This is a genomic window from Streptomyces luteireticuli (assembly GCF_041519305.1).
Lineage (GTDB): Bacteria > Actinomycetota > Actinomycetes > Streptomycetales > Streptomycetaceae > Streptomyces > Streptomyces luteireticuli.
In genome coordinates, this window is record NZ_CP167927.1 from 708,890 (window position 1) to 731,472 (window position 22,583).

General features: G+C 74.2%; 19 protein-coding genes, 1 pseudogene and 1 riboswitch. Of the genes and pseudogenes, 6 read left to right on the forward strand and 14 right to left on the reverse strand.

All coding sequences use genetic code 11. From position 1 onward, the window contains the following. The first annotated feature begins 5 nt into the window (after positions 1-5). Positions 6-665: an MSMEG_1061 family FMN-dependent PPOX-type flavoprotein gene (locus AB8735_RS03095; protein WP_372405143.1), complete on the forward strand. Its 660-nt coding sequence runs from the start codon at positions 6-8 to the stop codon at positions 663-665. Here AB8735_RS03095 and AB8735_RS03100 read toward each other — a convergent pair. Further along, a complete protein-coding gene (locus AB8735_RS03100; protein WP_372405145.1) occupies positions 653-2,284 on the reverse strand; it encodes a long-chain-fatty-acid--CoA ligase in 1,632 nt (543 codons plus the stop codon). The two genes, AB8735_RS03095 and AB8735_RS03100, sit on opposite strands and share 13 nt — an antisense overlap. Before the next feature lie 107 nt (positions 2,285-2,391). After that, positions 2,392-2,856 (reverse strand): annotated as a pseudogene (locus AB8735_RS03105) (L,D-transpeptidase); the annotation flags it as partial. A 184-nt stretch (positions 2,857-3,040) separates the two neighbouring features. Between AB8735_RS03105 and AB8735_RS03110 the strand changes: the two are divergent. The 3 genes from AB8735_RS03110 (at position 3,041) to AB8735_RS03120 (ending at position 5,760) form a co-directional block, all read left to right on the forward strand. Beyond that, a complete protein-coding gene (locus tag AB8735_RS03110; RefSeq protein ID WP_372405148.1) occupies positions 3,041-3,811 on the forward strand; it encodes an NAD-dependent deacetylase in 771 nt (256 codons plus the stop codon). A gap of 117 nt (positions 3,812-3,928) precedes the next feature. Beyond that, positions 3,929-4,855 (forward strand): pseudouridine-5'-phosphate glycosidase, encoded by a 927-nt coding sequence (locus AB8735_RS03115; RefSeq protein WP_344026834.1) that lies wholly within the window; start codon positions 3,929-3,931, stop codon positions 4,853-4,855. Then, positions 4,852-5,760: a carbohydrate kinase family protein gene (locus tag AB8735_RS03120; protein ID WP_372405150.1), complete on the forward strand. Its 909-nt coding sequence runs from the start codon at positions 4,852-4,854 to the stop codon at positions 5,758-5,760. Before AB8735_RS03115 ends, AB8735_RS03120 begins: the two co-directional genes overlap by 4 nt. Positions 5,761-6,166: 406 nt before the next feature. On the opposite strand, the gene AB8735_RS03125 is transcribed toward AB8735_RS03120, so the two are convergent. From AB8735_RS03125 to AB8735_RS03160, 8 genes are all read right to left on the reverse strand, one after another. After that, on the reverse strand, positions 6,167-7,234 hold the full coding sequence (locus tag AB8735_RS03125; RefSeq protein WP_372405152.1) for an acyl-CoA dehydrogenase family protein: 1,068 nt from the start codon (positions 7,232-7,234) through the stop codon (positions 6,167-6,169). Then, entirely contained in the window at positions 7,231-8,403 is a 1,173-nt protein-coding gene (locus AB8735_RS03130) for an acyl-CoA dehydrogenase family protein (RefSeq protein WP_372405155.1), read from the reverse strand. Before AB8735_RS03130 ends, AB8735_RS03125 begins: the two co-directional genes overlap by 4 nt. Positions 8,404-8,443: 40 nt before the next feature. Further along, positions 8,444-9,637 (reverse strand): CaiB/BaiF CoA transferase family protein, encoded by a 1,194-nt coding sequence (locus AB8735_RS03135; RefSeq protein ID WP_372405158.1) that lies wholly within the window; start codon positions 9,635-9,637, stop codon positions 8,444-8,446. A 30-nt stretch (positions 9,638-9,667) separates the two neighbouring features. After that, on the reverse strand, positions 9,668-11,113 hold the full coding sequence (locus AB8735_RS03140; RefSeq protein WP_372405161.1) for a CoA transferase: 1,446 nt from the start codon (positions 11,111-11,113) through the stop codon (positions 9,668-9,670). 69 nt (positions 11,114-11,182) lie between these two features. Beyond that, complete coding sequence (locus AB8735_RS03145) at positions 11,183-11,920, reverse strand: helix-turn-helix domain-containing protein (RefSeq protein ID WP_344026846.1); 738 nt, start codon at positions 11,918-11,920, stop codon at positions 11,183-11,185. 27 nt (positions 11,921-11,947) lie between these two features. Continuing rightward, positions 11,948-12,550 carry a TetR/AcrR family transcriptional regulator gene (locus AB8735_RS03150; RefSeq protein ID WP_372405164.1) on the reverse strand — a complete coding sequence of 201 codons (603 nt, stop codon included), beginning with the start codon at positions 12,548-12,550 and terminating at the stop codon, positions 11,948-11,950. Between the two features lie 238 nt (positions 12,551-12,788). Then, a complete protein-coding gene (locus AB8735_RS03155) occupies positions 12,789-13,340 on the reverse strand; it encodes a LysM peptidoglycan-binding domain-containing protein (RefSeq protein WP_372405166.1) in 552 nt (183 codons plus the stop codon). Positions 13,341-13,613: 273 nt separating this feature from the next. Continuing rightward, positions 13,614-14,639, reverse strand: a complete 1,026-nt coding sequence (locus AB8735_RS03160) for an NADP-dependent oxidoreductase (RefSeq protein WP_372405169.1) — start codon at positions 14,637-14,639, stop codon at positions 13,614-13,616. A 169-nt stretch (positions 14,640-14,808) separates the two neighbouring features. On the opposite strand from AB8735_RS03160, the gene AB8735_RS03165 reads away from it, so the two are divergent. Next, positions 14,809-18,006 carry a BTAD domain-containing putative transcriptional regulator gene (locus tag AB8735_RS03165; RefSeq protein ID WP_372405171.1) on the forward strand — a complete coding sequence of 1,066 codons (3,198 nt, stop codon included), beginning with the start codon at positions 14,809-14,811 and terminating at the stop codon, positions 18,004-18,006. Positions 18,007-18,028: 22 nt separating this feature from the next. Here AB8735_RS03165 and AB8735_RS03170 read toward each other — a convergent pair whose 3' ends face one another. The 4 genes from AB8735_RS03170 to AB8735_RS03185 form a co-directional block, all read right to left on the reverse strand. After that, a complete protein-coding gene (locus AB8735_RS03170) occupies positions 18,029-18,526 on the reverse strand; it encodes a winged helix-turn-helix domain-containing protein (RefSeq protein ID WP_372405173.1) in 498 nt (165 codons plus the stop codon). 41 nt (positions 18,527-18,567) lie between these two features. Next, entirely contained in the window at positions 18,568-18,765 is a 198-nt protein-coding gene (locus AB8735_RS03175; protein WP_372405175.1) for a hypothetical protein, read from the reverse strand. Positions 18,766-18,821: 56 nt separating this feature from the next. Further along, positions 18,822-19,217: a hypothetical protein gene (locus AB8735_RS03180; protein ID WP_372405178.1), complete on the reverse strand. Its 396-nt coding sequence runs from the start codon at positions 19,215-19,217 to the stop codon at positions 18,822-18,824. A gap of 302 nt (positions 19,218-19,519) precedes the next feature. After that, a riboswitch (M-box (ykoK) riboswitch) is annotated at positions 19,520-19,693 on the reverse strand. Positions 19,694-19,769: 76 nt separating this feature from the next. Beyond that, positions 19,770-20,135 (reverse strand): metalloregulator ArsR/SmtB family transcription factor, encoded by a 366-nt coding sequence (locus AB8735_RS03185; protein WP_344026861.1) that lies wholly within the window; start codon positions 20,133-20,135, stop codon positions 19,770-19,772. Positions 20,136-20,259: 124 nt separating this feature from the next. Between AB8735_RS03185 and AB8735_RS03190 the strand changes: the two genes are divergently transcribed. Next, complete coding sequence (locus AB8735_RS03190) at positions 20,260-22,263, forward strand: heavy metal translocating P-type ATPase (RefSeq protein ID WP_372405180.1); 2,004 nt, start codon at positions 20,260-20,262, stop codon at positions 22,261-22,263. The last annotated feature ends 320 nt before the right edge of the window (positions 22,264-22,583 follow it).

The window sequence follows — 22,583 nt, forward strand, 5'->3', positions numbered from 1 at the left end:
GCGCCATGGACACGGCCGAGCTGGTCGAGGTGACCGATGCGGGCGAGCTGAGGGAGCTGCTCGGGGAGCCGCAGCGGCGGGTGCTGGAGAAGGTCCGCCCGCGGCTCCTCGACCTCGACCGGGAGTGGCTGGAGCAGTCGCCGTTCTGTCTGGTGGCCACCTCGGACGCGGACGGCAACTGCGACGTCTCCCCCAAGGGCGACCCGGCCGGCCAACTCGCCCTCGTCCTGGACGACACGACGATCGCCCTCCCCGAACGCCCGGGCAACCGGCGGGCGGACGGGTTCCTCAACATCCTGGCCAACCCGCACGTCGGGCTGGTCTTCCTGATCCCCGGCATCGGGGAGACCCTGCGCATCAACGGCCGGGCCCGGGTGGTGCGCGAAGCGCCGTTCTTCGACCGGATGGTGGTCAAGGGCCACCGTCCGGTCCTCGCGCTCGTCGTCGAGATCGACGAGGTCTTCCACCACTGCCCGAAGGCGTTCCTGCGCTCCAAGCTGTGGAAGCCGGAGACCTGGACCCCCGAGGTGATGACGGCGAAGGCCCGGGCCGCCGAGGGACGTGCGGTCCCGGAGAAGCCGCGGGAGGAGCTGAGGACGGAGCTGCGGACGGAGCTGGAGGAGCGCTACCGCACCGAGTACGCCGACCGCCTCTACCGCGGCTGACGGGGCAGTTGCCGGGGCACCCGCTCCACTGCCCCGTGCGCCGCCCGCAGCGCGTTCTTGTCCACCTTGCCCGCCGCGTTGCGCGGCAGCCCGTCCACCACCGCGACGCCGCGCGGGCACTTGTAGCCCGCGAGGTGCGTACGGCAGAACGCGTCGAGGCCGGACTCCTCGATCCGCGCGCCGTCCCGCACCGCCACGACGGCCAGGACGGATTCGCCCCACTTCTCGTCGGGGACGCCGATGACGGCGGCCTCGGCGACGGCGGGGTGCTCGACCAGGACGCGCTCGACCTCCGCCGAGTAGACGTTCTCGCCGCCGCTGATGATGAGGTCCTTGAGCCGGTCCTCGACGAAGACGAAGCCCCCGTCGTCGACGCGGACCACGTCGCCGGTGCGCAGCCAGCCGTCCTCGGTGACGGTCTCCGCGGTGGCCTCCGGCCGGCCGAGGTAGCCCTTCATGCGCTGGTGGGTGCGCACCCACAGCTCGCCGGTGCGGCCGGGCGGCACGGCCGCGCCCGTGGCGGGATCGGCGACGCGGGTCTCCACGCCGGGCAGGGGGCGGCCGGCGGAGGCCAGCAGGTGGGACCGGCGGGGGTCGCGGTGGGTGGCGTGGTCCAACGCCGTGACGGCGCCGGAGAGTTCGGTCATGCCGTAGACCTGGACGAAGCGGACGTCGGGGAAGCGGCCGAGCGCTTCTCTCAGCAGGGGGAGGGGCATGGGCGAGGCGCCGTACAGGCAGTGGCGCAGGCGCGCGAAGGCCGCCGTGTGCTCCGTACCGGCGCGGAGGACGCCCGGCAGCATGGCGGGGACGAGCAGCAGGTGCGTCGCGCCCTCGTCGACGGCGCGGCAGATCGCCTCGGGGGCCGGGGCGCGCAGCAGTTCCGTCGGCCTGCCGGTGAACAGGCCGCCCAGGGCGTAGCCTATGCCGCCGACGTGGAAGAGCGGGAGGGCCACGAGGTTGCGGTCCTCCGGTCCGAAGGGCACCTGGGACAGCAGTGCGGCGCAGGAGGACAGCAGGCTGCGGTGGGTGAGTTCGGCGCCTTTGGGGAAGCCCGTGGTGCCGGAGGTGTAGAGGACGAGGCAGGTGTCGTCGGGCGCGGTGTCGGGGGCGGGCGGGAGGGGTTCGGCCCGGGCGAGCAACGGCTCGTACGCGGTGCCGGGTTCGTCCGCGGTGCTGTCCGTGTCGTCCGCTCCCCCGGTCACCACCAGGCGCGGCGGGTCGGGCAGGGCGGCGAGCGCCGTGCGTGCGGCGGCGGCCCGGCCGGTGTCGGCGAGGAGCACCCGGGCGCCGGAGTCGGCGACGACGTAGGCGAGTTCGGCGGGTGCCAGGCGCCAGTTGAGGACGGCGGTGGCCGCGCCGGCGCCGGCGGCCGCGAGGAAGGTCTCCAGACAGGCCGGGTCGTTGCGGCCGAGGTAGGCGACGCGGTCGCCGCGGCGGACGCCGAGGGTGCGCAGTGCTCCGCGCAACCGGTCGGTGCGGTCGGTGAGTTGCCGCCAGCTCCACCGGTGCCCCTCGAAGGCGAGGGCCTCGCCGTCGGGCGTGCGGGCGGCCCAGTGGGCGGGCAGCCGGTGGATCAGGCCGGGCTGTGGTTCGGGCTGTCGTGCGGACGGGCTGGGCATCGGTTTCCCTCCCGGTCGTCCCTCCCGGTCATCGCTGCCGCGGCAGCCTAACGCCCGGGACCGGGCGGTGCCATACCGCCCGGCCCTCGGCCATGGGGCGGCGTCCGTCAGGTGCCGGGCTTGCGGCCGTAGACGAAGACCGGGTCGCCCTGGCGCAGCAGCTTCCAGTACGCCTGGGCGTCCTTCATCCGCATGTTGACGCAACCGTGGGAGCCGGGCGGCGAGTAGACGCTGCCGCCGATGGCGTGGAACGCCTGTCCTTTGTCGAAGAACTGGCTGTAGGGCATGCTCACGTCGTAGAGCGAGGAGCGGTGGTTCTTGTCCCGCCAGTAGACGTGCTTGAGGCCGGTGCGGGTCGCGAAGCCCTTCCTGCCGGACCGTATGTGCACCGGGCCGTAGGTGACCTTCTTGCCGTTCTGGATCCAACTGACCTGCCGGGTGAGGTCGACGCAGGCGATCCGGCCCTTGTCCGTCGGGCAGGATGCCTTGGCCGGGGTCTTCGCGGGGGCCTTGGCCGAGGCCGCGTCCGCGGCGCCGCCGGTGGCCACCACGAGGGGGACCGTCACGCCGGCGGCGGCGAGGAGGACGCCGAGGCGCGTCCTCAGGGTGCTGCGTGGGGTTGTCATGAACGGTAAGACCAACGAAATCCGGATCTGGTTGCACATGACATGCCATCTCGTGCGCCCCATGCGGTGCGTTATGCGGTGCGTTCCGAAATGGTTCGCGGCGCGCACGGCCTCCGCATACCCTCCCCGCATGAGCAGCGAGCAGACCGACCGCCCCGGCCGCCCCGGCAGGGCCAAGAGACCCCTCGTGGCCGTCCTCAGCGGTGCCGGGATCTCCACGGACTCCGGCATCCCGGACTACCGCGGACCCAACGGTCTGTGGCGGCGCGACCCCGAGACCCAGAAGCTCGTCACCTACGACGCGTACATGTCCGACCCGGAGGTCCGCCGCCGGTCCTGGCGGATGCGCCGGGACGCGCCCACCCTCCGCGCCCGGCCGAACGCCGCCCACGAGGCCGTGGTGCGGCTCGAACGCTCGGGCACACCGGTCCGGGTGATCACCCAGAACGTGGACGGGCTCCATCAGCTCGCCGGGCTGCCGGAGCGCAAGGTGCTCGAACTGCACGGCACCGCCCGGTCGGTGGTGTGCACCGGGTGCGCGGCGCGTTCGGGCATGGCGGAGGCGCTGGCCCGGGTGGAAGCCGGCGATCCGGATCCGGCGTGCGAGCGCTGCGGCGGGATCCTCAAGTCGGCGACGGTGATGTTCGGCGAGGCGCTGGACCCCGTGGTGCTGGGCGAGGCGGTGGCGGTCACCAAGGCGTGCGAGGTGTTCGTCGCGGTGGGCACCAGCCTCACCGTCCACCCGGCGGCGGCCCTGGCCGGGCTCGCCGCCGACCACGGCGCCCGGCTGGTCGTCGTCAACGCGGAGCCGACCCCGTACGACGACCGCGCCGACGAGGTGATCAGGGAGCCGATCGGCACGGCCCTGCCCGCGCTGCTGGACGGACTGGCCACCGCATGACCGGAAAGGCACCCAGGGGGTGTCCATAGGCTTCCGGCACCACGGGCCGGGGAACGGTTCTCCCCACCGGAAAGCCCGTGGGCAGCACCCCGCGGGGCGCGACGGAAGGGACCCGGGATGCCGAAGGTGTCGGGCGAGCGGCTGCCGGCCGTGTCGGACGAAGTGCGGGAGGCGCTGGACCGCGGCCGTCCGGTCGTCGCCCTGGAGTCGACGATCATCGCGCATGGTCTGCCGCGGCCGCGCAACGCCCGGGTGGCGTGCGAGCTGGAGGAGCTCGTACGGGCCGGAGGCGCCGTCCCCGCGACCGTTGCCGTGCTGGACGGAAGACCCCATGTCGGTCTGGACGCGGAGCAGTTGGCGCGGGTGGCGGAGGAGAAGGACATCCGCAAGCTCGGGCACCGGGACCTGGCACCGGCCGTGGCGGCGGGCGCGACCGGGGCGACGACCGTGTCCGCGACCGCGTTCCTCGCGGCGCGGGCCGGGATCCGGGTCTTCGCCACGGGCGGCCTGGGCGGAGTGCACCGCGAATGGTCCGACACCCAGGACGAGTCGGCGGACCTGCGGCTGCTGGCCCGGGTGCGGATCGCGGTGGTGTGCGCGGGGGTGAAGTCGGTCCTGGACGTCCCGGCGACGCTGCAGCGGCTGGAGACGCTGGGGATCGGCGTCCTGGGCTTCGGGACCACGGAGTTCCCGGGCTTCTACCTCAGCGGTTCCGGCCTGCCCGTCGACTGGACGGCCTCTTCAGCGGCGGAGGTGGCCGATGTGCTCCGCGCCCAGGACGCGCTCGGCGGCCCGCCGTCCGCCCTGATCGTCGCCAACCCCGTACCCGAGGAGGAGCAGTTGGACCCCGCCCTGCACGACCGGGTGCTGGCCGGGGCGCTGGCCGCGTGCGCGCGGGAGGGGGTGACCGGCCAGGCGGTCACCCCGTTCCTCCTGGACCACTTCGTGCGGCACACGGACGGCGCGGCGCTGGAGGCCAACGTGGCCGCGGTGCGCGGCAATGTGCGGCTGGCCGCCGGGATCGCCGGGGCCTACGCCTCATGACGGGCGCCGGGAAAGGGGCGCTGCTCGTCGTCGGCGACGTGGTGACCGACATCATCGCCCGCCACCGCACCCCGCTCGCCGCCGGCACGGACACGGCCGCCCGCATCACCACGCTCCCGGGCGGCGCGGGCGCCAACGTGGCCTGCTGGGCGGCCCGTTCGGGCACCGCGGACGTACGCCTCCTGGGCCGGGTGGGCGCGGACTCGGCGGCCTGGCACGAGCGCGCGCTCCGCGCCGCCGGGGTCCGCCCGCACCTGGTGACCGACCGCCGGGCCGCCACCGGCACGGTCATCTCCCTGGTCGGCGCGGACGGCGAGCGGACGTTCCTCACCGACGGCGGAGCCGTGCTGGGGCTGTCGACCGCCGACTGGAGCGACGGCCTCCTCAACGGGGTCGGCCACATGCACATATCCGGCTACCTCTTCTTCGCCGCGACGAGCCGTGCCCTCGCCCGGGCGGCCATCGTGGCGGCCCGCTCCCGCGCGATACCGGTGAGCGTGGACCCGGCGTCCGCGGGATTCATCCGCCGCTTCGGGGTGGACCGGTCCCTCGCGGCCCTCGCCGGGACGGACGTCCTCCTGCCCAGCCACGACGAGGCGGCGCTCCTCGCCGGACTGCCGGACCCGGCCGACGCGGCGGCCGGACTGAGCCGCCTCTTCCCTCTCGTGGTCGCCAAGCAGGGCGCACGGGGCGCCCTGGTGGCGGCCTCCGGCAGGATCGTGGCCCGCGTTCCGGCCGAGCCCGTCACCGCCGTGGACGCCACGGGCGCGGGCGACGCCTTCACGGGTGCCTTCCTCGCGGCCCGCCTGGCGGGCCGCGATCCGGTCGCGGCCGCCCGGCGGGGCTGCCGCGCGGGGGCCCGGGCGGTCGCCCAGGTCGGCGGCCGTCCCCAGGGGCCCTGGTAGTCCCGGGCAGTCCGGCGGCTTCCCGCCCCCGGCACCGCCCTCCACCCGGACCCCGGACTCGCTCCCCACCTGGCCGCCCCGGGCCGGCAACTCCTGGACGCCGCCCGGGCCGTCGAGGAGCGGGAGCCCCCGGCCCCTCGACCGGCGCCTCTCGGCCAACAGGGCTAAATTGGTCGAAAGCGCATGTGAGAGGAGGGACGACATGTCCTCGAAGCGGCGCCGCAAGAAGAAGAAACTCCGCATGAAGGGCGCCAACCACGGAAGGCGGCCCCAGTCCTGAGCAGTCGCGGCCGGATGAGCCCCGGGCTCCGCCTCCCTGCGTGACCTGCTGGTCACCAGGTGTGGCGGAGCCTGCTGTGTGTCGGTGGCGGACGGTGGCGTTCTCGTGCGGCGCCTCCGGAGCGGGTCAGGGTGTGGCGGTGAGGGTGGGCCAGAGGGTGGCGGCGGTGAGGGGGCGGGCCAGGTGGCGCGCCCAGTGGGTTTCGTCGCCGTCCTCGTCGCGCCAGGACCACAGGCGGGTGGTGGCGAGATGGAGCGGGCTGAGCCGGGTGATGCCGATGGCGCCGTGGAGCTGGTGCGCGATGCGGGCGATCTCGGCGGCGGAGGCGGATGCCTGGGTCTTGGCGGCGGCGACGGCGAACCGGGCGGCCGGGCCGCCGTCGTCCAGCGGCGCGGCGGCGGCCCGGACCGCGGCGCGGACCAGCGCGGCCTCCTCGATCAGCCGCGCTTCCTCCTGCTTGACGGCCTGGAAGCGGCTGAGCGGACGGCCGAACTGGGTGCGGGCGGTGGTGTGGGCGACGGTCAGCTCGACGCAGCGTTCGGCGGCACCGGCGATCAGGGCGGAGCGGGCCAGGGCCGCGCGGAGCCGGGCCTCGTCGAGCAGTTCGGGAGGGATCCGGCGGACCTGCGGGGCGGGGATCTGGAGAGCGGCGAGGTACAGGTCGTCGCGGGGTTCCTCCGCGAGGTTGCCGCCGGGGGCGAGAACGGCCCGGTCGGGGGTGAGGGTGAACAGGACGGGGCCGGAGGGGGCGGTGGCCAGGACGACCACGGCGGTGGCGGCGCGGGCCCAGGGGACACGGCGCAGGGTACCGGTGACCAGGAGGGTGTCGTCGTCACCGGAGCAGCCGGCCGAGCCGACGGCGGAGGCGGCCGGGTGGGCGTGACGGATCGTCAGTTCGGGGGCGATGGCGTAGCTGAGCGGGCCGTCCGGGACGGGGAGGCCGACGCGGCGCAGCAACGGGCGGGCGACCAGGGCGGTTTCGGCGAACGGGGCGGGGACGGCGCGGCGTCCCGCCTCCTGGGCGGCGGTGAGGAGTTCGGCGGTGGAGGCGTCCGGGGACGGGAGGGGAACGGCGTCGGGGGCGGTGGTGTTGGTGACGGTGGCGATGACGTCCGGTTCGCCGAAGAAGGCGGTGGTGTCGTAGTCGTCCGCGGGGATGGCGGGGGTGTCGGTGTCGATCGTGTGGGTGTTCATCGGTTCTGCTCCAGATGACGGGTGATGATGCCGCGGAGGATTTCGTTGGTGCCGCCGCGCAGGGTGTAGCCGGGGCTGTGCAGCAGGGCGAAGGCGAGCAGTTCGGGGTGGCTGCCGGGGGTGGCGTGCGGATCGGCCGGGCCCGGCAGGATGCTGCGGACGGTGTCGACCAGCGTGCCCTCCAGCCGGGTGCCGAGGTCCTTGACCAGGGCGGCCCGGGTGTCGGGGGAGGCTCCGGCGTCCAGGGCCGCGGCCACTCCGAGGGACAGTCGGCGGATGCTGTGCAGACGTGCCGTCAGGATGCCGATTTGGGTGAGCTGTTCGGCCGTGGCCGGGCGCTGCTCCAGTTCGCGGAGCAGGGAGACCAGCAGGGGGAAGGTGGACAGGTAGCGTTCGGGGCCGCTGCGTTCGAAGGCGAGTTCGCCGGTGACCTGCTTCCATCCGTCGCCCTGCTGTCCGAGCAGCATGCCGTCGGGTACGTCGACGCCTTCGAGGTGGAGGGCGTTGAAGCGGTGCTCGCCGCTCATCAGATGGATCGGCTCGACCCGTACGCCCGGGGCGCGCAGGTCGACGAGGAACTGGCTGAGGCCGGCGTGCCGGTCCTCGGTGTCGTCGGTGCGGGCCAGCACGATGGCGTAGTCGTTGGCGTGGGCGCCGCCGGTCCACATCTTGGTGCCGGTCAACCGCCAGCCGTGGGCGGTGCGTTCGGCGCGGGTGGCGACCGAGGCGAGGTCGGAGCCGCTGCCCTTCTCGCTCATGCCGATGGAGAAGAAGCACTGCCCGGCGGCGATCCGGGGCAGGAAGAAACGGCGCTGGGACTCGGTGCCGTGCTGGAGGACGGACGGTCCGGCCTGCCGGTCGGAGACCCAGTGGGCGCTGACCGGGGCGCCGGCGGCGAGCAGTTCCTCGATCACCACATAGCGTTCCAGGAAGCCGCGCCCCGCGCCGCCGTACTCGGTGGGCAGGGCCATGCCGACCCAGCCGCGCTCGGCGAGGCGGCGGCTGAAGCCGGGGTCCCAGCCAGCCAGCCAGGAGTCGGGGCGGCCGAGCACGGTGCCGCGGGCCCGCTCCTCGTCGAGAAAGGCACGGACCTCGGCACGGAGCCGACGGGCCGAGTCGGGCAGGGTGACATCGGAGAAGGCGATCGGTGAGAGTGTCGAAGGAGACATGGCGTGTTCGCTCCCGGGTTGGTGGATCGACTGATGCGTCTCAGTCCGTGGGGTGCAGCAGGGCAGGGTCGAAGCCGGCTTCGCGGAGCACCTCGTCGGTGTGCTGGCCGATGCCCGGGCAGGGCCGCAACTCCGGCTCCGGGTCGGCCGAGTAGCGCACCGGGCGGCCGATGACCCGGTAGCGGCCCTCGGTGGGGTGTTCGGCCTCGCGCAGCAGGCCGCCCTCGCGGGCGTAGGCGGTGGTGGCGGCGGACTCCAGGTCGAGCACGGGGGCGGCGGCGATGCCCGCCCGGTCGCAGAACTCCTGCCATTCGGCGCTGGTGTGACGTGGCGTCAGCTCGGCGAGCAGCGGATAGAACGCGTCGGCGTTGCGGGCCCGGTCGGGGCCGGTGGAGAAGCGCGGGTCGGCGGCCAGGTCCGGGCGGCCCACGAAGGCGGTGAAGTCCCGCCAGTTGCGGTCGCTGTGCGGCAGGATGCACATCCAGCCGTCGGCGGTGCGCAGGGCCCGGCGCCGCGGGCTGAGCGAACGGGCCGAGCCGAACTCCCCGTCGGCCTCCAGGGCTGCCGCTCCCAGGTGCTCGACCAGGTTGAAGGCGAGCATCGTATCGGCCATCGGGACCTCGACGTGCTGCCCGGTGCCACCGTGCTCCCGGTAGTGCAGCGCGGCCAGGACCGACTGGGCGATCTGCATGCCGCAGATCTTGTCGGCCAACACCGTGGGAACGTAGTGCGGTTGGCCGGAGACCTTGTGGTTGAGCCAGACCAGGCCGGTGGCCGCCTGGATGATGTCGTCGTAGGCGGCGTGCGTACCGTGGCGGCTGTCGCTGCGGAAGCCCTGGGCATTGGCATAGATCAGGCCGGGGTTGACGGCCGCGACCTCGTCGTAGCCGAGGCGGAGCTTCTTCAGTGCCTGCGGGCGCAGGTTGGTGATGAAGACGTCGGCGGTGCGCAGCAGGGCGAGCAGGGCGTCGCGGCCGTGCGGGGCCTTGAGGTCGATGGCGGCGCTGCGCTTGTTGCGGTTCAGGTTGAGTGCCGGGCCGCCCATGCCGGGGTGGCGTCGCGGCGGGTAGTGGCGGGTCATGTCGCCCGTGGGCGGCTCGACCTTGATCACGTCCGCGCCCAGGTCGCCGAGTTGCTGGGCGGCGTACGGGGCCATGATCACGCCGGCCAGTTCGATGACGCGGACTCCGGCGAGGAGTCCTCGGCCGGACGGGCCGCTCGGTTTCTCGGACATCTTCCGGTGCCTCCTGGGAGTGGAAATGGTCTAACGCCACTGGAGCGAGGCGGACCCGAGCGGGGAACGCCGGCCGGGCTGGGGGACCGTGCGCCCGCTGTACGCGAACGGTGTCGCCGGTTCGGTGAGCGGGCCGAAGTCGGTCCCGGTGGTCGACAGCGCGGCGAGCGGCGCGCGCCCGGGCCGGGGCAGGCCGATGACGTCCTCCCGTGCCAGCAGCCCGAGTTCCTGCACCCAGTGGCACACCCCGGCCAGGGTCACACGGATCCGCCAGGAGCCGCCCTCCGCCGCGCGCCGACGCAGGACCGTGGCCACGGCAGCGGCCCCGAGATAGGCGGCGAGGTAGTCGTTGAGCAGGTACGTCGGCGGCAGCGACGGCCGGTCGGTCCATTCCTCGACGGCGAATCCGGTTGCCGAGCAGGCGAGTTGGTCGAAGCCGCCGCGTTCGCCCCAGGGGCCCTCGGCGCCCCAGGCATGGAGTTCGAGGGTGATGAGTCCGGGGCGGCGCCGGACGAGTTCCTCGGTCGACGCCCCGTGCCGGGCGAGTCCCCGGTAGGAGTGCACGAAGACGTCCGCGTCCCGGAGCGCGTCGTGGAAGGCCGCACGGTCGTGATCGTCGCGCAGGTCGCAGTAGGCGTTGCGCTTGCCGCCGCCGGTCATCGCGATCATCGGGATCGGGTCGGGGCGGTCGGGACGCGACAGGTGCAGCACGTCGGCGCCGAACTGGGCGAGGAGTCGCGCCGCGACGGGGCCCGCGATGACATGGGTGAGGTCGAGCACCCGTACGCCCGTGAGCGCCTCATCGGCCTCGCCGACCGGCTCCAGGGGCCGGACCGGTCCGTCACCGACGCGTTCGATCTCGACGACCGGGCGCTGCGCGACGTACCGCCCCGCGGGGTGCGCGAGCCACTCGTCCCGGCTGCGCACCGCGCAGGCGACGCCGCCCCGCGCGCAGATGGCCTCCTCCAGCGTGAAGGCGTCCCAGTCGGCCGCGGCCCGCGCGATCCCGGCCTTGTCGGGCCCGCACCCCAGCACGGAGTGGACGGCGTCCCGCAGATGGGGATAGGTGGTGATGATGAAGATCCACCGGCCGTCGCGCGCCCGGTAGAAGTCGTTGTTGCCGAGCAGCGCCGGATCGTCGAGCAGGACGCCGATCGGGCGCCCCGACAGCGTCGTGTGATACGTCGCCATGAGCTGGTCGATCGCGGCCCCGGCCCGCACCTCCACCTTCTGGTGCCGGTGACCGCGCTGTTCGCCGACCGCCGCCGTCTGCCGTCCGAAGACACCGATCGCGGCGGACATGGCATCGGCGAGGCGGTGCACCGAGGGCACCAGGGGATCGGCCCCGACGACGGTGATGTCCTCGGCGCCCCGGGCCGGGTCGGGGTCGCCGAGGGTGTGCAGCAGTTGGGAGACGATCTCGCCGGTGGGCGTCGGCGTCGTCGGCTCGGTGGTGGTCGGCGTGTTCGAAGTCATGCCGGGATGCTCGTTCCCGGTACCGCTCAAGCGCCCACGTTCACGGATATCCGTGAATCGATGCGGACGTCACGTCCGCCTCTCCTGGATGTGCGCGAGGAGCCGGGCCGCCGCCCGGTCCAGGAACAGCCGCTCCGAGCGGCCGCGACGCCGGCGTACCAGGGCGAGGGCTCCCGTGACGACGGGGCCGTCGGTGACAGGGATCGCGAGTGCGCCGGCCTCGGGATCGGCCAGACCCTCGCTGCGGCTGATCCGCGACGCGCGGATCGCCGGGAGAGCGCGGCGGAACTCGGCCACCGCCTCGGGGTCGTGGCGGGCGAGCTCGTCGAGCAGCCCCTGGCGCTCCGCCTCGTCGGTGAAGGCCAGCAGCAGACGGCCCGCGGCGGTGCGCAGCAGCGGCCGGGCCACATGCCGGTCGGCGAGCGGCACGAGGCGGGGGATCTCGTCCTCGCCGCCGCGCGCGAGGTACACGGCGTCGAGCCCGACCCGCACCGTCAGCAGCACCGGGGTGCCCGCGACGCGGCTCAGTCCGTCGAGCTCGTCCTGGCTGATCCGCGGGACGACCCGGCCGGCGATGAGGTTGAGGACGTGCGGGGCGGGCCCGAGCCTGAAGCGCCGGTGCTGTTCCAGCAGAAAGCCGGTCGCGACAAGGCCGTTGACCAGATCCTGCACCGAACTCGCCGGCGCCTCGACCGTCCGTGCCAGCTCGGCCACGGTCACCCCGCCGGGCGCCCGCGCGGCGGCCTCCAGGATCCACGCGACCCGGTCCACCGTACGGTGCCGTCGCCGTTGTCCGTGCTCGCTCATCCCGCCCCACCTTCTCCCATCGAGGGTCTACGGCCGCCGCGCGATCGCCCGGGCCGTGCGCGCCGCCTTCTCCTCCGTGTCCGCGAGGGCCCCGCTTCCCGCTCCGAAAAGGCCCTGACGGAGGAATACGGCGAGGCCGTGCGCGGCGCCGGCGACGCGGAGCAGCAGATCGGACGCGCCGTCCGCGTCCGGGGCCAGCCGGCGGGCGACGGGCAGCAGGAGGCCGGCCACCTCGTCGCCGGCCGAAGCCAGCTCGGCGAAGCGGGATTTGTCGAGGCCCGCGTGAAAGGCGATGTCGAAGAGCGCCGGCTCCTCGGCGGCGAACCGGACGTAGGAGGAGGCGAAGGAGGCCAGTTGCTCCACGGGGTCCTCGCTGCCGCCCACTGCGTCGGCGAAGCGGTTGCGTTGCTCGCGGTATCCCCTTGTGGCGAGTTCGGCCAGCAGGGTCTCGCGGTCGGCGAAGTGCTTGTAGGGCGCCGCGACGCTCACTCCCGCCCGGCGGCTCGCCTCGGCCAGGGTGAAGCCGTACGGCCCCCGCTCGCCGACCAGTTCGAGGGCCGCGCGCAGCAGGGCGTTGCGCAGGTCGCCGTGATGGCGGCCGGTGGGGCGCCGCTCGGCGGGCTGGCTCATGCCGCCGAGGTTAACACCACTTACCAGGTAGGCGGCGTCAACCGTGGGAGCGGCCATGACCTCCGCCCGCCGCGGTGCAGACCCTCACCCACCTCGGTCTTCAAGTCCCGTACCTCGACGCCGCGTCCGCCCGTCCGACCGGCCCCGCCCCGCGGCGGAAGCGGCCCGCCGGGAGCCGGGCGGGGCCGAGCCCCGCGGGGAAGCGGGGCTCGGCCGGGGGCGGACCGGCGGGCCGGGGTCACGGAATCGTCAGCACCTGGCCGACGTCGATCACGTCCGGGTCGTCGATGCCGCTGGCGGCGGCGATGTCGCCGTAGCGGTTGCCGTCGCCGTAGAAGCGCTCGGCGATGTCCCACAGGGTGTCGCCGGGTTCGACGGTGTAGGTGCGCGACTCGGGGGCGGACGGAGCATCGTCCTCCGGTTCATCGACGGCGATCGGGTCATCGACGGCGATCGGGTCGTCGGTGTTGGTGTCCGACGCCCACAGCGGGCCGCCGTCCTTGCCGTACAGCACCACGTTGCGGTCGTTCTGCACGACCAGCCGGTCGACGTCCTCACCGTTGGTGTCGGTGGCCCACACCGCGCCGTCGTCGGCGTAGAGCACGAAGTTGCCGTCGTCCTGGAGCACGGCCCGCTGAACGCCCTGGTCGTGGGTGTCGGTCGCCCACACGACGCCGCCCGGCTCGGAGAGCACCAGGTTGCCGTCGTCCTGCAGCGTCAGTGTGTAGGCACCGCCCTGCAGGGATTGTCCGAGACCGAGTTCATCGCCCACGTACAGCGTGTCACCCATGGATGTTCCTTTCGGAATAAGGGGATTCGCTTCGCCGGATTCGCTTCGCCGTGCAATGTCGCTTCGTGCATCGACGGCGGGGACCGCACCCGCCGTCGCCCTCGAACGCTACCGCCCGCTCCGGGGCGATCCGCAGGCCGTCACACACAGTTCACCGATTAGTGGACTGCAGTCACCACCGGCCGCCACACCCACCACCATGGCCGCACAACGAGGAGATCCGATCTCCCGCCGGACTGAGGGCAGTTGAGGCTGACCGGCTCGTCGGCGCGGTCAGCCCAGCCGGACCAGCATCTTGCCGGTGTTGGCCCCGTCGAGGACGCCGAGCAGTGCCTCCGGGGCGCGCTCGATGCCGTCCAGCACGGTCTCGCGGGTGCGCAGGGTGCCGTCGGCGAGCCATTCGGACGCGCGGTCGAGGTACTCGGGGAAGCGGTGGTAGTGATCGCTGACGAGCACGCCGCGCAGCGACAGCCGCTTGGTCACGATCTCGTAGAGGTTGCGCGGTCCGGGCGCCGGCTCGGTGGCGTTGTAGCCGCTGATCGCCCCGACAGCCGCCACGCGGCCGCCGACGCGCAGCGCGTCGATCGCCGCCTCCAGATGGTCGCCTCCGACGCCATCGATGTAGACGTCAATGCCTTCGGGGGCGGCCTCGGCCAACTGCTCTCCGATCGGGGCGGCCTTGTAGTCGAGGGCGATGTCGAAGCCGAAGTCCTCCGTGAGCGCACGTGCCTTGACGGGGCCGCCCGCCGAACCGATGACGGTCGCGGCGCCGAGCCGCCGGGCGATCTGGCCGGCCACGCTGCCGACCGCTCCGGCGGCGGCGGAGACGTAGACGGTGTCGCCCGGCTTCACCGGGGCGGTGTCCGTGAGCGCGACGTAGGCCGTCAGGCCCGGCGTGCCCAGGACACCGAGGTGGGCCCGGGCGGGCACCCGCCGGGTGTCGACGACCGTGGCCCGGTCGGCGTCCAGCACGGCGTACTCGCGCCACCCCAGGAAGTGCGAGACGGTGGCGCCCACCGGGACGGCGTCGGCCCTCGAGGCCACGACCTCGCCGACGGCGCTGCCCTCCAGCGGGGCGTCCAGCGCGAACGGCGGGATGTACGACGCGGCGTCGTCCATGCGGCCGCGCATGTACGGGTCCACGGTCATCCAGGTGTTGCGCACCAGGATCTGCCCCGGCCCGGGCTCGGGCACCTCGGCCTGTACGAGGCGGAAGTTCCCGGCGGTGGGGGTGCCGGTGGGGCGGGAGGCGAGGTGGATCTCACGAGACGTACGGAGGGCGTGGGACACGGTGGTCATCGGGGCTCCTTGGGGCTCCAGTTGTCGATGGCTCCACTGTGGTGGGCGGGTGTTCGGGGATGGTTCGGATGGTGTTCGGGGACGGTCCGGGCGGGCCGGAACGCCGTCCGGCGGTCCGGGCGAACGGCGCAGCGAAAGCGCGACCTCGCAGGCCAGTTAGGGTTGACGCATGCGATTCGGGGTGCTCGGTCCACTTGAGGTGACATCCGCCCAGGGGGAGCCGGTGCCGGTCCCCGAGGCCAAGGTGCGCACCCTGCTCGCCGTGCTGCTCGCCGACGCGGGCGGCGTCGTCGGCGCCGACCGGCTCGTCGACGCGCTCTGGGACGGTGTGCCGCTCCCCTCCGCCCCGCACCGCGCGCTCCAGGCCAAGGTGTCCCAACTGCGGGCCGCCCTGGACCGGGCGCGGCCCGGCGCCCGGTCGTGGGTCGTCGGCCGACCGCCCGGCTACGCGCTGCGTACCGGGGACGACGAGGCGGTGGACATGCACCGGTTCGCCGCCCTCGTGGGCCGGGCCCGCGCCACACCCGACGCCCGCACCAGGGCCGCCCTCCTGACGGACGCCCTCGCCCTCTGGCGCGGGCCGGCCTTCGCCGGGTTCACCGGGATACCGGCCGTCCGGGCCACGGCCGAACGCCTGGAGGAGGACCGGCTCACCGCCGTCGAGGACCGCGCCGAGGCGCTCCTCGCGGCAGGCGGACACCGTGACCTCCTCGGAGAGCTGGCGGACCTCACCGCCCGCCACCCCCTCCGTGAACGGCTCCGCGCCACGCACATCCGGGCCCTGTACGGCGCCGGGCGCCAGGGCGAGGCGCTCGCCGCGTTCGAGGACCTGCGCACCGCACTGGCCGGGGAACTGGGACTGGACCCCGGTCCCGAGCTCGTCGCGCTCCACCGCGCCGTCCTGCGCCAGGACCCCGGCCTCGTGCCGTCGGCTCCCCCGCCCACCAACCTGCCCGCCCCGCTCGACGAGGTGATCGGCCGCGGCGACGACACCGAGGCCGTCCTGGCCCTGCTCCGCGAGCACCGTCTCGTCACGCTGACCGGCCCCGGCGGCGTGGGCAAGACGCGCCTGGCCCTGGAGGCGGCCGCCCGGCTGGCCGACGCGTACGCCGGGGGCGTCTGGCTCGTCGAACTGGCCGGGCTGCGGCCCCGGTCGGACGCCGCCGCCCTCGCCGAGGAGATAGCGGCCGCCCTGGGCGTGCGGGACGACGGCGCCTGGGGCCCGCGCTCCGCCGTCCCCGACCGGCTGGCCGAGGCGCTGCGCGGCCGGGAGTTGCTGCTCGTCCTCGACAACTGCGAGCACGTCGTGGCCCCGGCGGCCGAGACGGCCGGGCGGCTGCTGCGGGGCGTGCCGGGGCTGCGCATCCTGATGACCGGTCAGGAGCCGCTGGCCCTGCCGGGCGAACGGCTGTGGGAGGTACGGCCGTTGGACGGCGAGGCCGCCGTCCGGCTGTTCGCCGCACGGGCGGCCGCCACGGCCCCCGGGTTCGTCCTGGGCCCGGGCAACGCCCCGGCCGTCGCCGAACTCGTCCGCCGCCTGGACGGCATCCCGCTCGCCCTCGAACTGGCCGCGGGCCGGGTCCGGACGCTGGGTCTGCCCGGCCTGCTCGCCCGGCTCGACGACCGGCTGCGGCTGCTGTCGGGAGCGCGACGGGGCACTCCCGAGCGGCAGCGGACGCTGAAGGCGACGATCGACTGGAGCTGGGATCTGCTGACGGAGGATCAGCGCACGGTGCTGCGCCGCCTGTCGGTGCACGCCGACGGCTGGGACCTGGGGTGGGCCGAGGCCGTGGCGGGCTGGGGCGCCGTCGCGCCGGAGGACGTCTGGGAGGTGCTGGCCCGCCTGGTCGAGCGCTCGCTGGTGTCGGCCGGTGAGGCCCACGGCGAGCCGCGCTACCGGATGCTGGAGTCGGTCGCCGCGTACGGTGCGGACCGGCTGGCCGAGGCGGGCGAGTCGGACGCCGCGCGGGCCCGGCACGCGGCGTACGCCGTCCGGTTCGCGGTCCGCGCCGCCCGGGGACTGCGAGGGCCGGAGCAAGGGACGCTGCTGGCGCGGCTGGACACCGAGTCCGCGAATCTGCGGGAGGCCCTCGACGTACTGGTGGACGCGGGGCGGGGTGCCGAGGCACTGCGTCTGGCGGGCGCCCTCGCCCCGTACTGGGTACTGCGCGGCCGGCTCGGCCAGGCCCGCCGGTCGCTCATGTCCGCCCTGTCCGCGGCCGACGGCACCGAGGGCGCGCCGCGCGCCCGGGCCGAGGCCTGGCACACGGCTGTGACGATCATGGAGGGGGACGGCACGGACCGGGCGGGACGGATCGACCGGGCGCTGCGACGCTTCGACCCCCGGGACACCGCCGGCGTGGCCGAGGCCCAGTACGTCCTCGGCCACGCCCTGTCCCTGATCGGCGACATGCCGGGCGCCCGCGACCTGTCCGACGCGGCCCTCGCCGCCTTCCGTGCCCTGGGCGACCGCTGGGGCGAGGCGGCCGCCCTCGCCGACCGGGCGGTCCAGGCCCTGTCGTTCGGCGAGCTGGAGCGGGTGGCGCACGAGGGCGCGACGAGTGTGGCGATGTTCGCGGAGCTGGGCGACCGGTGGGGGCGGGCGCGGACCGCCGGGGTGCGCGCGGCCCATGCCGAGATCTTCGGCGACTACCCGTCCGCCGCCCGCCTCCTGCGTGAAGGGCTGGAAGCGGCCGAGGAGTTGGGCCTGTCCACCATGGCGTCCGATCTGACGGCGGGCCTGGGCCGGGTCGCCCTTCTGGAGGGCGACCCGGCCGCCGCCCGGCAACTCCACCGGCGTGCCCACGACTTGGCTGGCCTGCAGGGCTTCCGGGCCGGCCAGGTCAACGCGGACCTCGGCCTCGCCCTGACCGCCCGCCGCTCCGGCGACCTCGCCACGGCCGAGGCCCTCCTGCTCGACGTCCTCGCCTGGCACCGCCGTGTCGGCCTGGACAGCGCCAACGCCCTGGTCCTGGCCGAGCTGGGCTTCGTCGCCGAACTCCGCGGCGACGCGGCGGCCGCTCTCGCCCGCCAGGAGGAAGGCCTCGCCGTCGCCCGCACCACCGGCGACCCGCGCGCCGTGGCCCTGGCCCTGGAGGGCCTGGCGGGCGCCCTCGCCCTGCACGGGGACGCACGCCCGGCGGCACTGCTGCTGGGCGCGGCGGACGCGGCCCGGCGGGGCGCGGGGGCACCGCTGCCGACGGCGGAACGCGGTGACGTGGACCGGATCATGTCGGCGCTGCGGACGTCCCTCGGGAACGGCCCCTTCGAGGAACTCCTCGCGTCGGGAGGGACGTTGGGACCGCGGGACGCATACGCGGCGGCGCGGGCCGACGGCGCGGGAGCGCCCCTTCGAGCGGGGTGGTGAAGGCGGTCGGCCACGCCTGCGGCTAGTCGCTTTCCGGCGAGTCGGGCACCGGTGCGGAACAGCGGGTCCACCGTGCCGCCTTCGTCGGGTCGAGGAGGTACCCGGCCTGTCCCGCGCTCGTGATGACGGCGCCGTGGCGGGGGCCGAGTTTGTTCCTGAGCCGTGCGATGTGGACATCGACCGTGTGCTGCACGCCCGTTGCGGACTGCTGCCATACGAGCTCCATCAGGCGGTCGGGGGTGAAGGCACGCCGGGGATGGGCGAGGAAGTGGGCGAGCAGCTCGAGCTCCATGCAGGTCAGCTCGACCGGCCGGCCGAGGACGGAGACGGTGCGGTGTCCGACGTCGGCTACGAGGCCGTGCACGCGGTACACAGGGGCTCGCGGCAGATCCGTACCGCCGGAGTCGGCGCGCGGCTCCTCGGTCACATCGCACAGGACGTGCGCGACGGTGGTGGTGTGCGGGGCGGTGTCGATGAGCCGCTCGACGGTGTCCAGCAGCAGGACGGCCGGGAAGGTCATGCGGAACCTCCTTTCCGTTGCGGGGTGTTCGCGAAGTGTCGTCAGTGGGTCGGGCGCCAGACGGCCTCGAGGCGCCGGCGCCCGTCGGGGCCGGTGACCGTGCGCCAATGGGCGTGGAGGCATACGGCCCTCTCGTTCGCAGCAGGCTGGGGAACCGGTGACGTGCTGTCGAGGGGGCTGTCGGCGGTCCGGCGACGGGTCGGGGTGAAGCGGGTGTGGACTGTGGTGAGGACGGACATGCTCGGTCACCTCTGTTGGGCGGCGCGTCGGGGGGGGAGGGCAGGCGCGACCGCCGTCAGACGTCTGCGGTGGTCAGGGCCGCGGCTTCGGCGATGCGCTGCGCGGCGGGCAGCGGCAGGTCGACGAAGCGGGCGAGCCAGTCGGCGTCGCGTCCCTGCCGGGCGAGGATGTAGGCCAGGTGCACGTACGGGTCGTAGGCGACGTACGGGGCCTCGGGCCGGGGGCAGCCGCCGGGGTCGTCGAGCAGGTAGTCCCGCTCGGTGCCGTCGCGCAGGGTCAGTTGGAGGCGCGGGCAGTCGTGCCCGGCACGATACGACGGGTCGTGCGGCCGGGCGGCGGCGTGGAGGCACCGTCGGGTCGGTGCGGTGAGCTTGGTGAGGTGCGGGAGAAGGCGCATGGTGAGGGCCCTCCCTTCTGCGTGATCCGGGCTGGTGATCGTCGTGTCGGTCATGGCAGCCCTCTCGAACCCCTCACCGGGGGCGGTCCGGAGCGCACGCGGCAGCGATCCCCTTGTGAGCGCGCAGCCTCCAGCGCCCCGGGGCGGCATCGGGCCGCACGGATGCCAGGGCGGTCGGGCGCAGGAGCGCGGGGAAAGGCGGTTACCGCGTGCCGTGCAGGAGCGAGGGCAGACGGAGGCGGGGCCGATGACGGCCCGGGCTACTGTGACTGCGATCCATCTCTCTCGCCTCCTCCCGGCCGGGGCGCTCGCGGGCGCGGTACGGACTCGGTGGAGCGGACCGGCCCGCTGCGGCCGGTTCACCCCCACTCGTCAGAGCTTTGGCACTGCACGGCGTAATCCCCGTTCGGGGGCAGCCACTTGGGGTCACCCCTTAGGCCGGGGAGACCTGTCCTGAACCTGGGCGTCTCTCGACGTCGTGGGGTCAGTGGCCTGTGTCCGTACAGACGCCTCACCGAACGAGGTGCCTTTTCCAAACGCCTAGGAGTCTGCACCTTATTTGCGCATCGACGCAACTAGTTGACTCAATCTTGACGCCGCCGGGCGTCAGGAGCCGGCGGGGGCGTCGGCGAGGCCGAGTTGCAGGTGCTCGACGTGGTAGAGGGCCTGGTCGAGGAGTTCGGCGACGTGGTTGTCGTAGAGGGCGTAGACCACCGAGCGGCCCTTGCGGGTGCCGGTGACCAGGCCGAGGTTGCGCAGGAGGCGGAGCTGATGGGAGCAGGCGGACTGCTCCATGCCGACCTCGGCGGCCAACTCGGTCGCCGGGAGGGGGCCTTCGCGGAGGCGGGCGAGGATCAACAGCCGGGACGGGGTCGCCAGGGCCTGCAGGGTGGTGGCGACCTTCGCGGCAGCGGCCGCGTCCAGGCGCGTGCGCGGGGCGGCGTTGTTCGCGGGAGCTGCTCCATGACCCATGGGCCCATCGTACCGGCCGGAATGAATGGATGAATTGATGTTCATGTATTCCTGTACGGTGGGAGCCGGACCCGCTCCCTCCCCCGCACGCGACCCCGCACGCGAACGAAGGATCACCGCTGCGATGACCTCCGCCCCGCCCCTCCCCCACCCTCCGGCCGGAGGGACCTCCACGTCCCCGGCGGCCGACGCCGTCCGTGACGTGCCGGCACCCCGGCGCCGCACCCGGATCTTCGCCCTGCCCGAAGCGCGGTGGGCCGCCGCCGCCCTGGCGCTGTTCCTGGCCGCCCTGCCGCTGCACCTGCTCGGCGCCCCCGCGTGGGCGTGGGGCCCGTTGTACGCGGCGGCCTACGTCACCGGCGGCTGGGAGCCCGGCTGGGCCGGCTTGCAGGCCCTGCGCGGGAGAACGCTCGACGTGGACCTGCTGATGGTGGTCGCCGCCATCGGCGCCGCCGCGATCGGGCAGGTGCTGGACGGCGCGCTGCTGATCGTCATCTTCGCCACCTCCGGCGCGCTGGAGGCGATCGCCACCGCCCGCACCGCCGACTCCGTACGGGGTCTGCTCGACCTCGCCCCCGCCACGGCGACCCGCATCGCGGACGACGGCGGCGAGGAGACCGTGCCGGGAGCCGCCCTGAAGGCGGGCGACACGATCCTGGTCCGGCCCGGTGAACGCGTCGGCGCCGACGGGCGCGTGCTGGACGGGGCGAGCGAGGTGGACCAGGCCACCATCACCGGCGAGCCCCTGCCCGTGGCCAAGGAGGCCGGGGACGAGGTCTTCGCCGGCACGCTCAACGGCACCGGCGCCCTGCGGGTGAAGGTCGAGCGCGATCCGTCAGACTCGGTGATCGCCCGGATCGTGGCCATGGTCGAGGAGGCCTCCCGGACCAAGGCGCCCACCCAGTTGTTCGTCGAGAAGATCGAGCAGCGGTACTCGATCGGCATGGTCGCCGCCACGATCGCGCTGTTCGCCCTGCCGCTGCTCCTCGGCGCCGCCCTGCAGCCGACCCTGCTACGGGCGATGACCTTCATGATCGTCGCCTCCCCGTGCGCGGTCGTACTCGCGACGATGCCGCCGCTGCTGTCGGCCATCGCCAACGCCGGACGCCACGGCGTCCTGGTCAAGTCCGCCGTCGTCATGGAGCGGCTCGGGCAGGTCGACCGGGCGGCGCTGGACAAGACCGGCACCCTCACCGAGGGCACGCCCCGTGTGACCGACATCCGTCCCCTGCCCGCTTCCGGCATGGACGAGAACGCGCTGCTGACCCTCGCGGCGGCCGCCGAGCACCCCAGCGAGCACCCCCTCGCCCGCGCGATCGTGGACGGCGCCCGCACCCGGGGACTGGCCGTCCCGCCGGTGACCGGCTTCGCCTCCGCGCCCGGCACGGGCGTGACCGCGACCGTCGGCGGCAGGGCCGTCGCGGTGGGCAGCCCCGCACGCCTGCTCGGCGGACGGGACGACCACCCGGCCGCCGCCGCGGCGGAGCTGGAGCGGGAGGGACGTACCGCGGTGCTCGTCGGGGTCGACGGCACCCCGGTCGGGGTGCTCGGCATCGCCGACCGTCTGCGCACCGACGCCGCCGCCACCGTCACCGCGCTCTCCGCGCTGACGGGCAGCGCGCCGGTGCTGGTCACCGGCGACAACCCGCGCGCCGCCGCACGCCTCGCCGAAGAGGTCGGCATCGACGACGTCCGTGCCGGACTCCTGCCCCAGGACAAGGTCGCCGCCGTGCGGGAGATGGAACAGGCGGGCCGGAAGGTGCTGGTGGTCGGCGACGGCGTCAACGACGCCCCCGCCCTGGCCGCCGCCCACACCGGCATCGCCATGGGCCGCGCCGGTTCCGACCTCGCCCTGGAGACCGCCGACGCCGTTGTCGTCCGCGACGAACTGGCCGCCGTCCCCACCGTCGTCGGCCTCTCGCGCCGGGCTCGCCGGCTGGTGGTGCAGAACCTGGTCATCGCCGGAACCTTCATCACCGGCCTGGTGGTCTGGGACCTCGTCGGCACGCTGCCCCTGCCTCTCGGCGTCGCCGGACACGAGGGCTCCACCGTGATCGTCGGCCTCAACGGCCTGCGCCTGCTGGCGGATTCCGCCTGGCGCCGCGCCCGCGACAGGAACGGCCGGTGAGCGCGGCGCGTCGGAGGACGTCACCGCCCGGCTGCCCGCCCGCGGACCCCGGAGGCGTTGTCCGGAGAATCCCCCTTGTTGTCCCGGTCAGTCGGATGGGACCGCGCGTGCCGGGGAATGGCCGCTTCTCATCCACGGGGCACCGGTGCAGAGAGATTCACAGGATGCACGGGAGGTGATAGAGCCGCGCTGCGATGACCGCACGGGGACAACACCCGTGAGAGGACGCCTTCTTCGGGAGGGCTGCTCCTGCCGACTTGCGGGAGGTGCAGGAATTGCCTGGTGGGAACGGGCATGCGGAGTGCGGCCCTGCCGGCTGC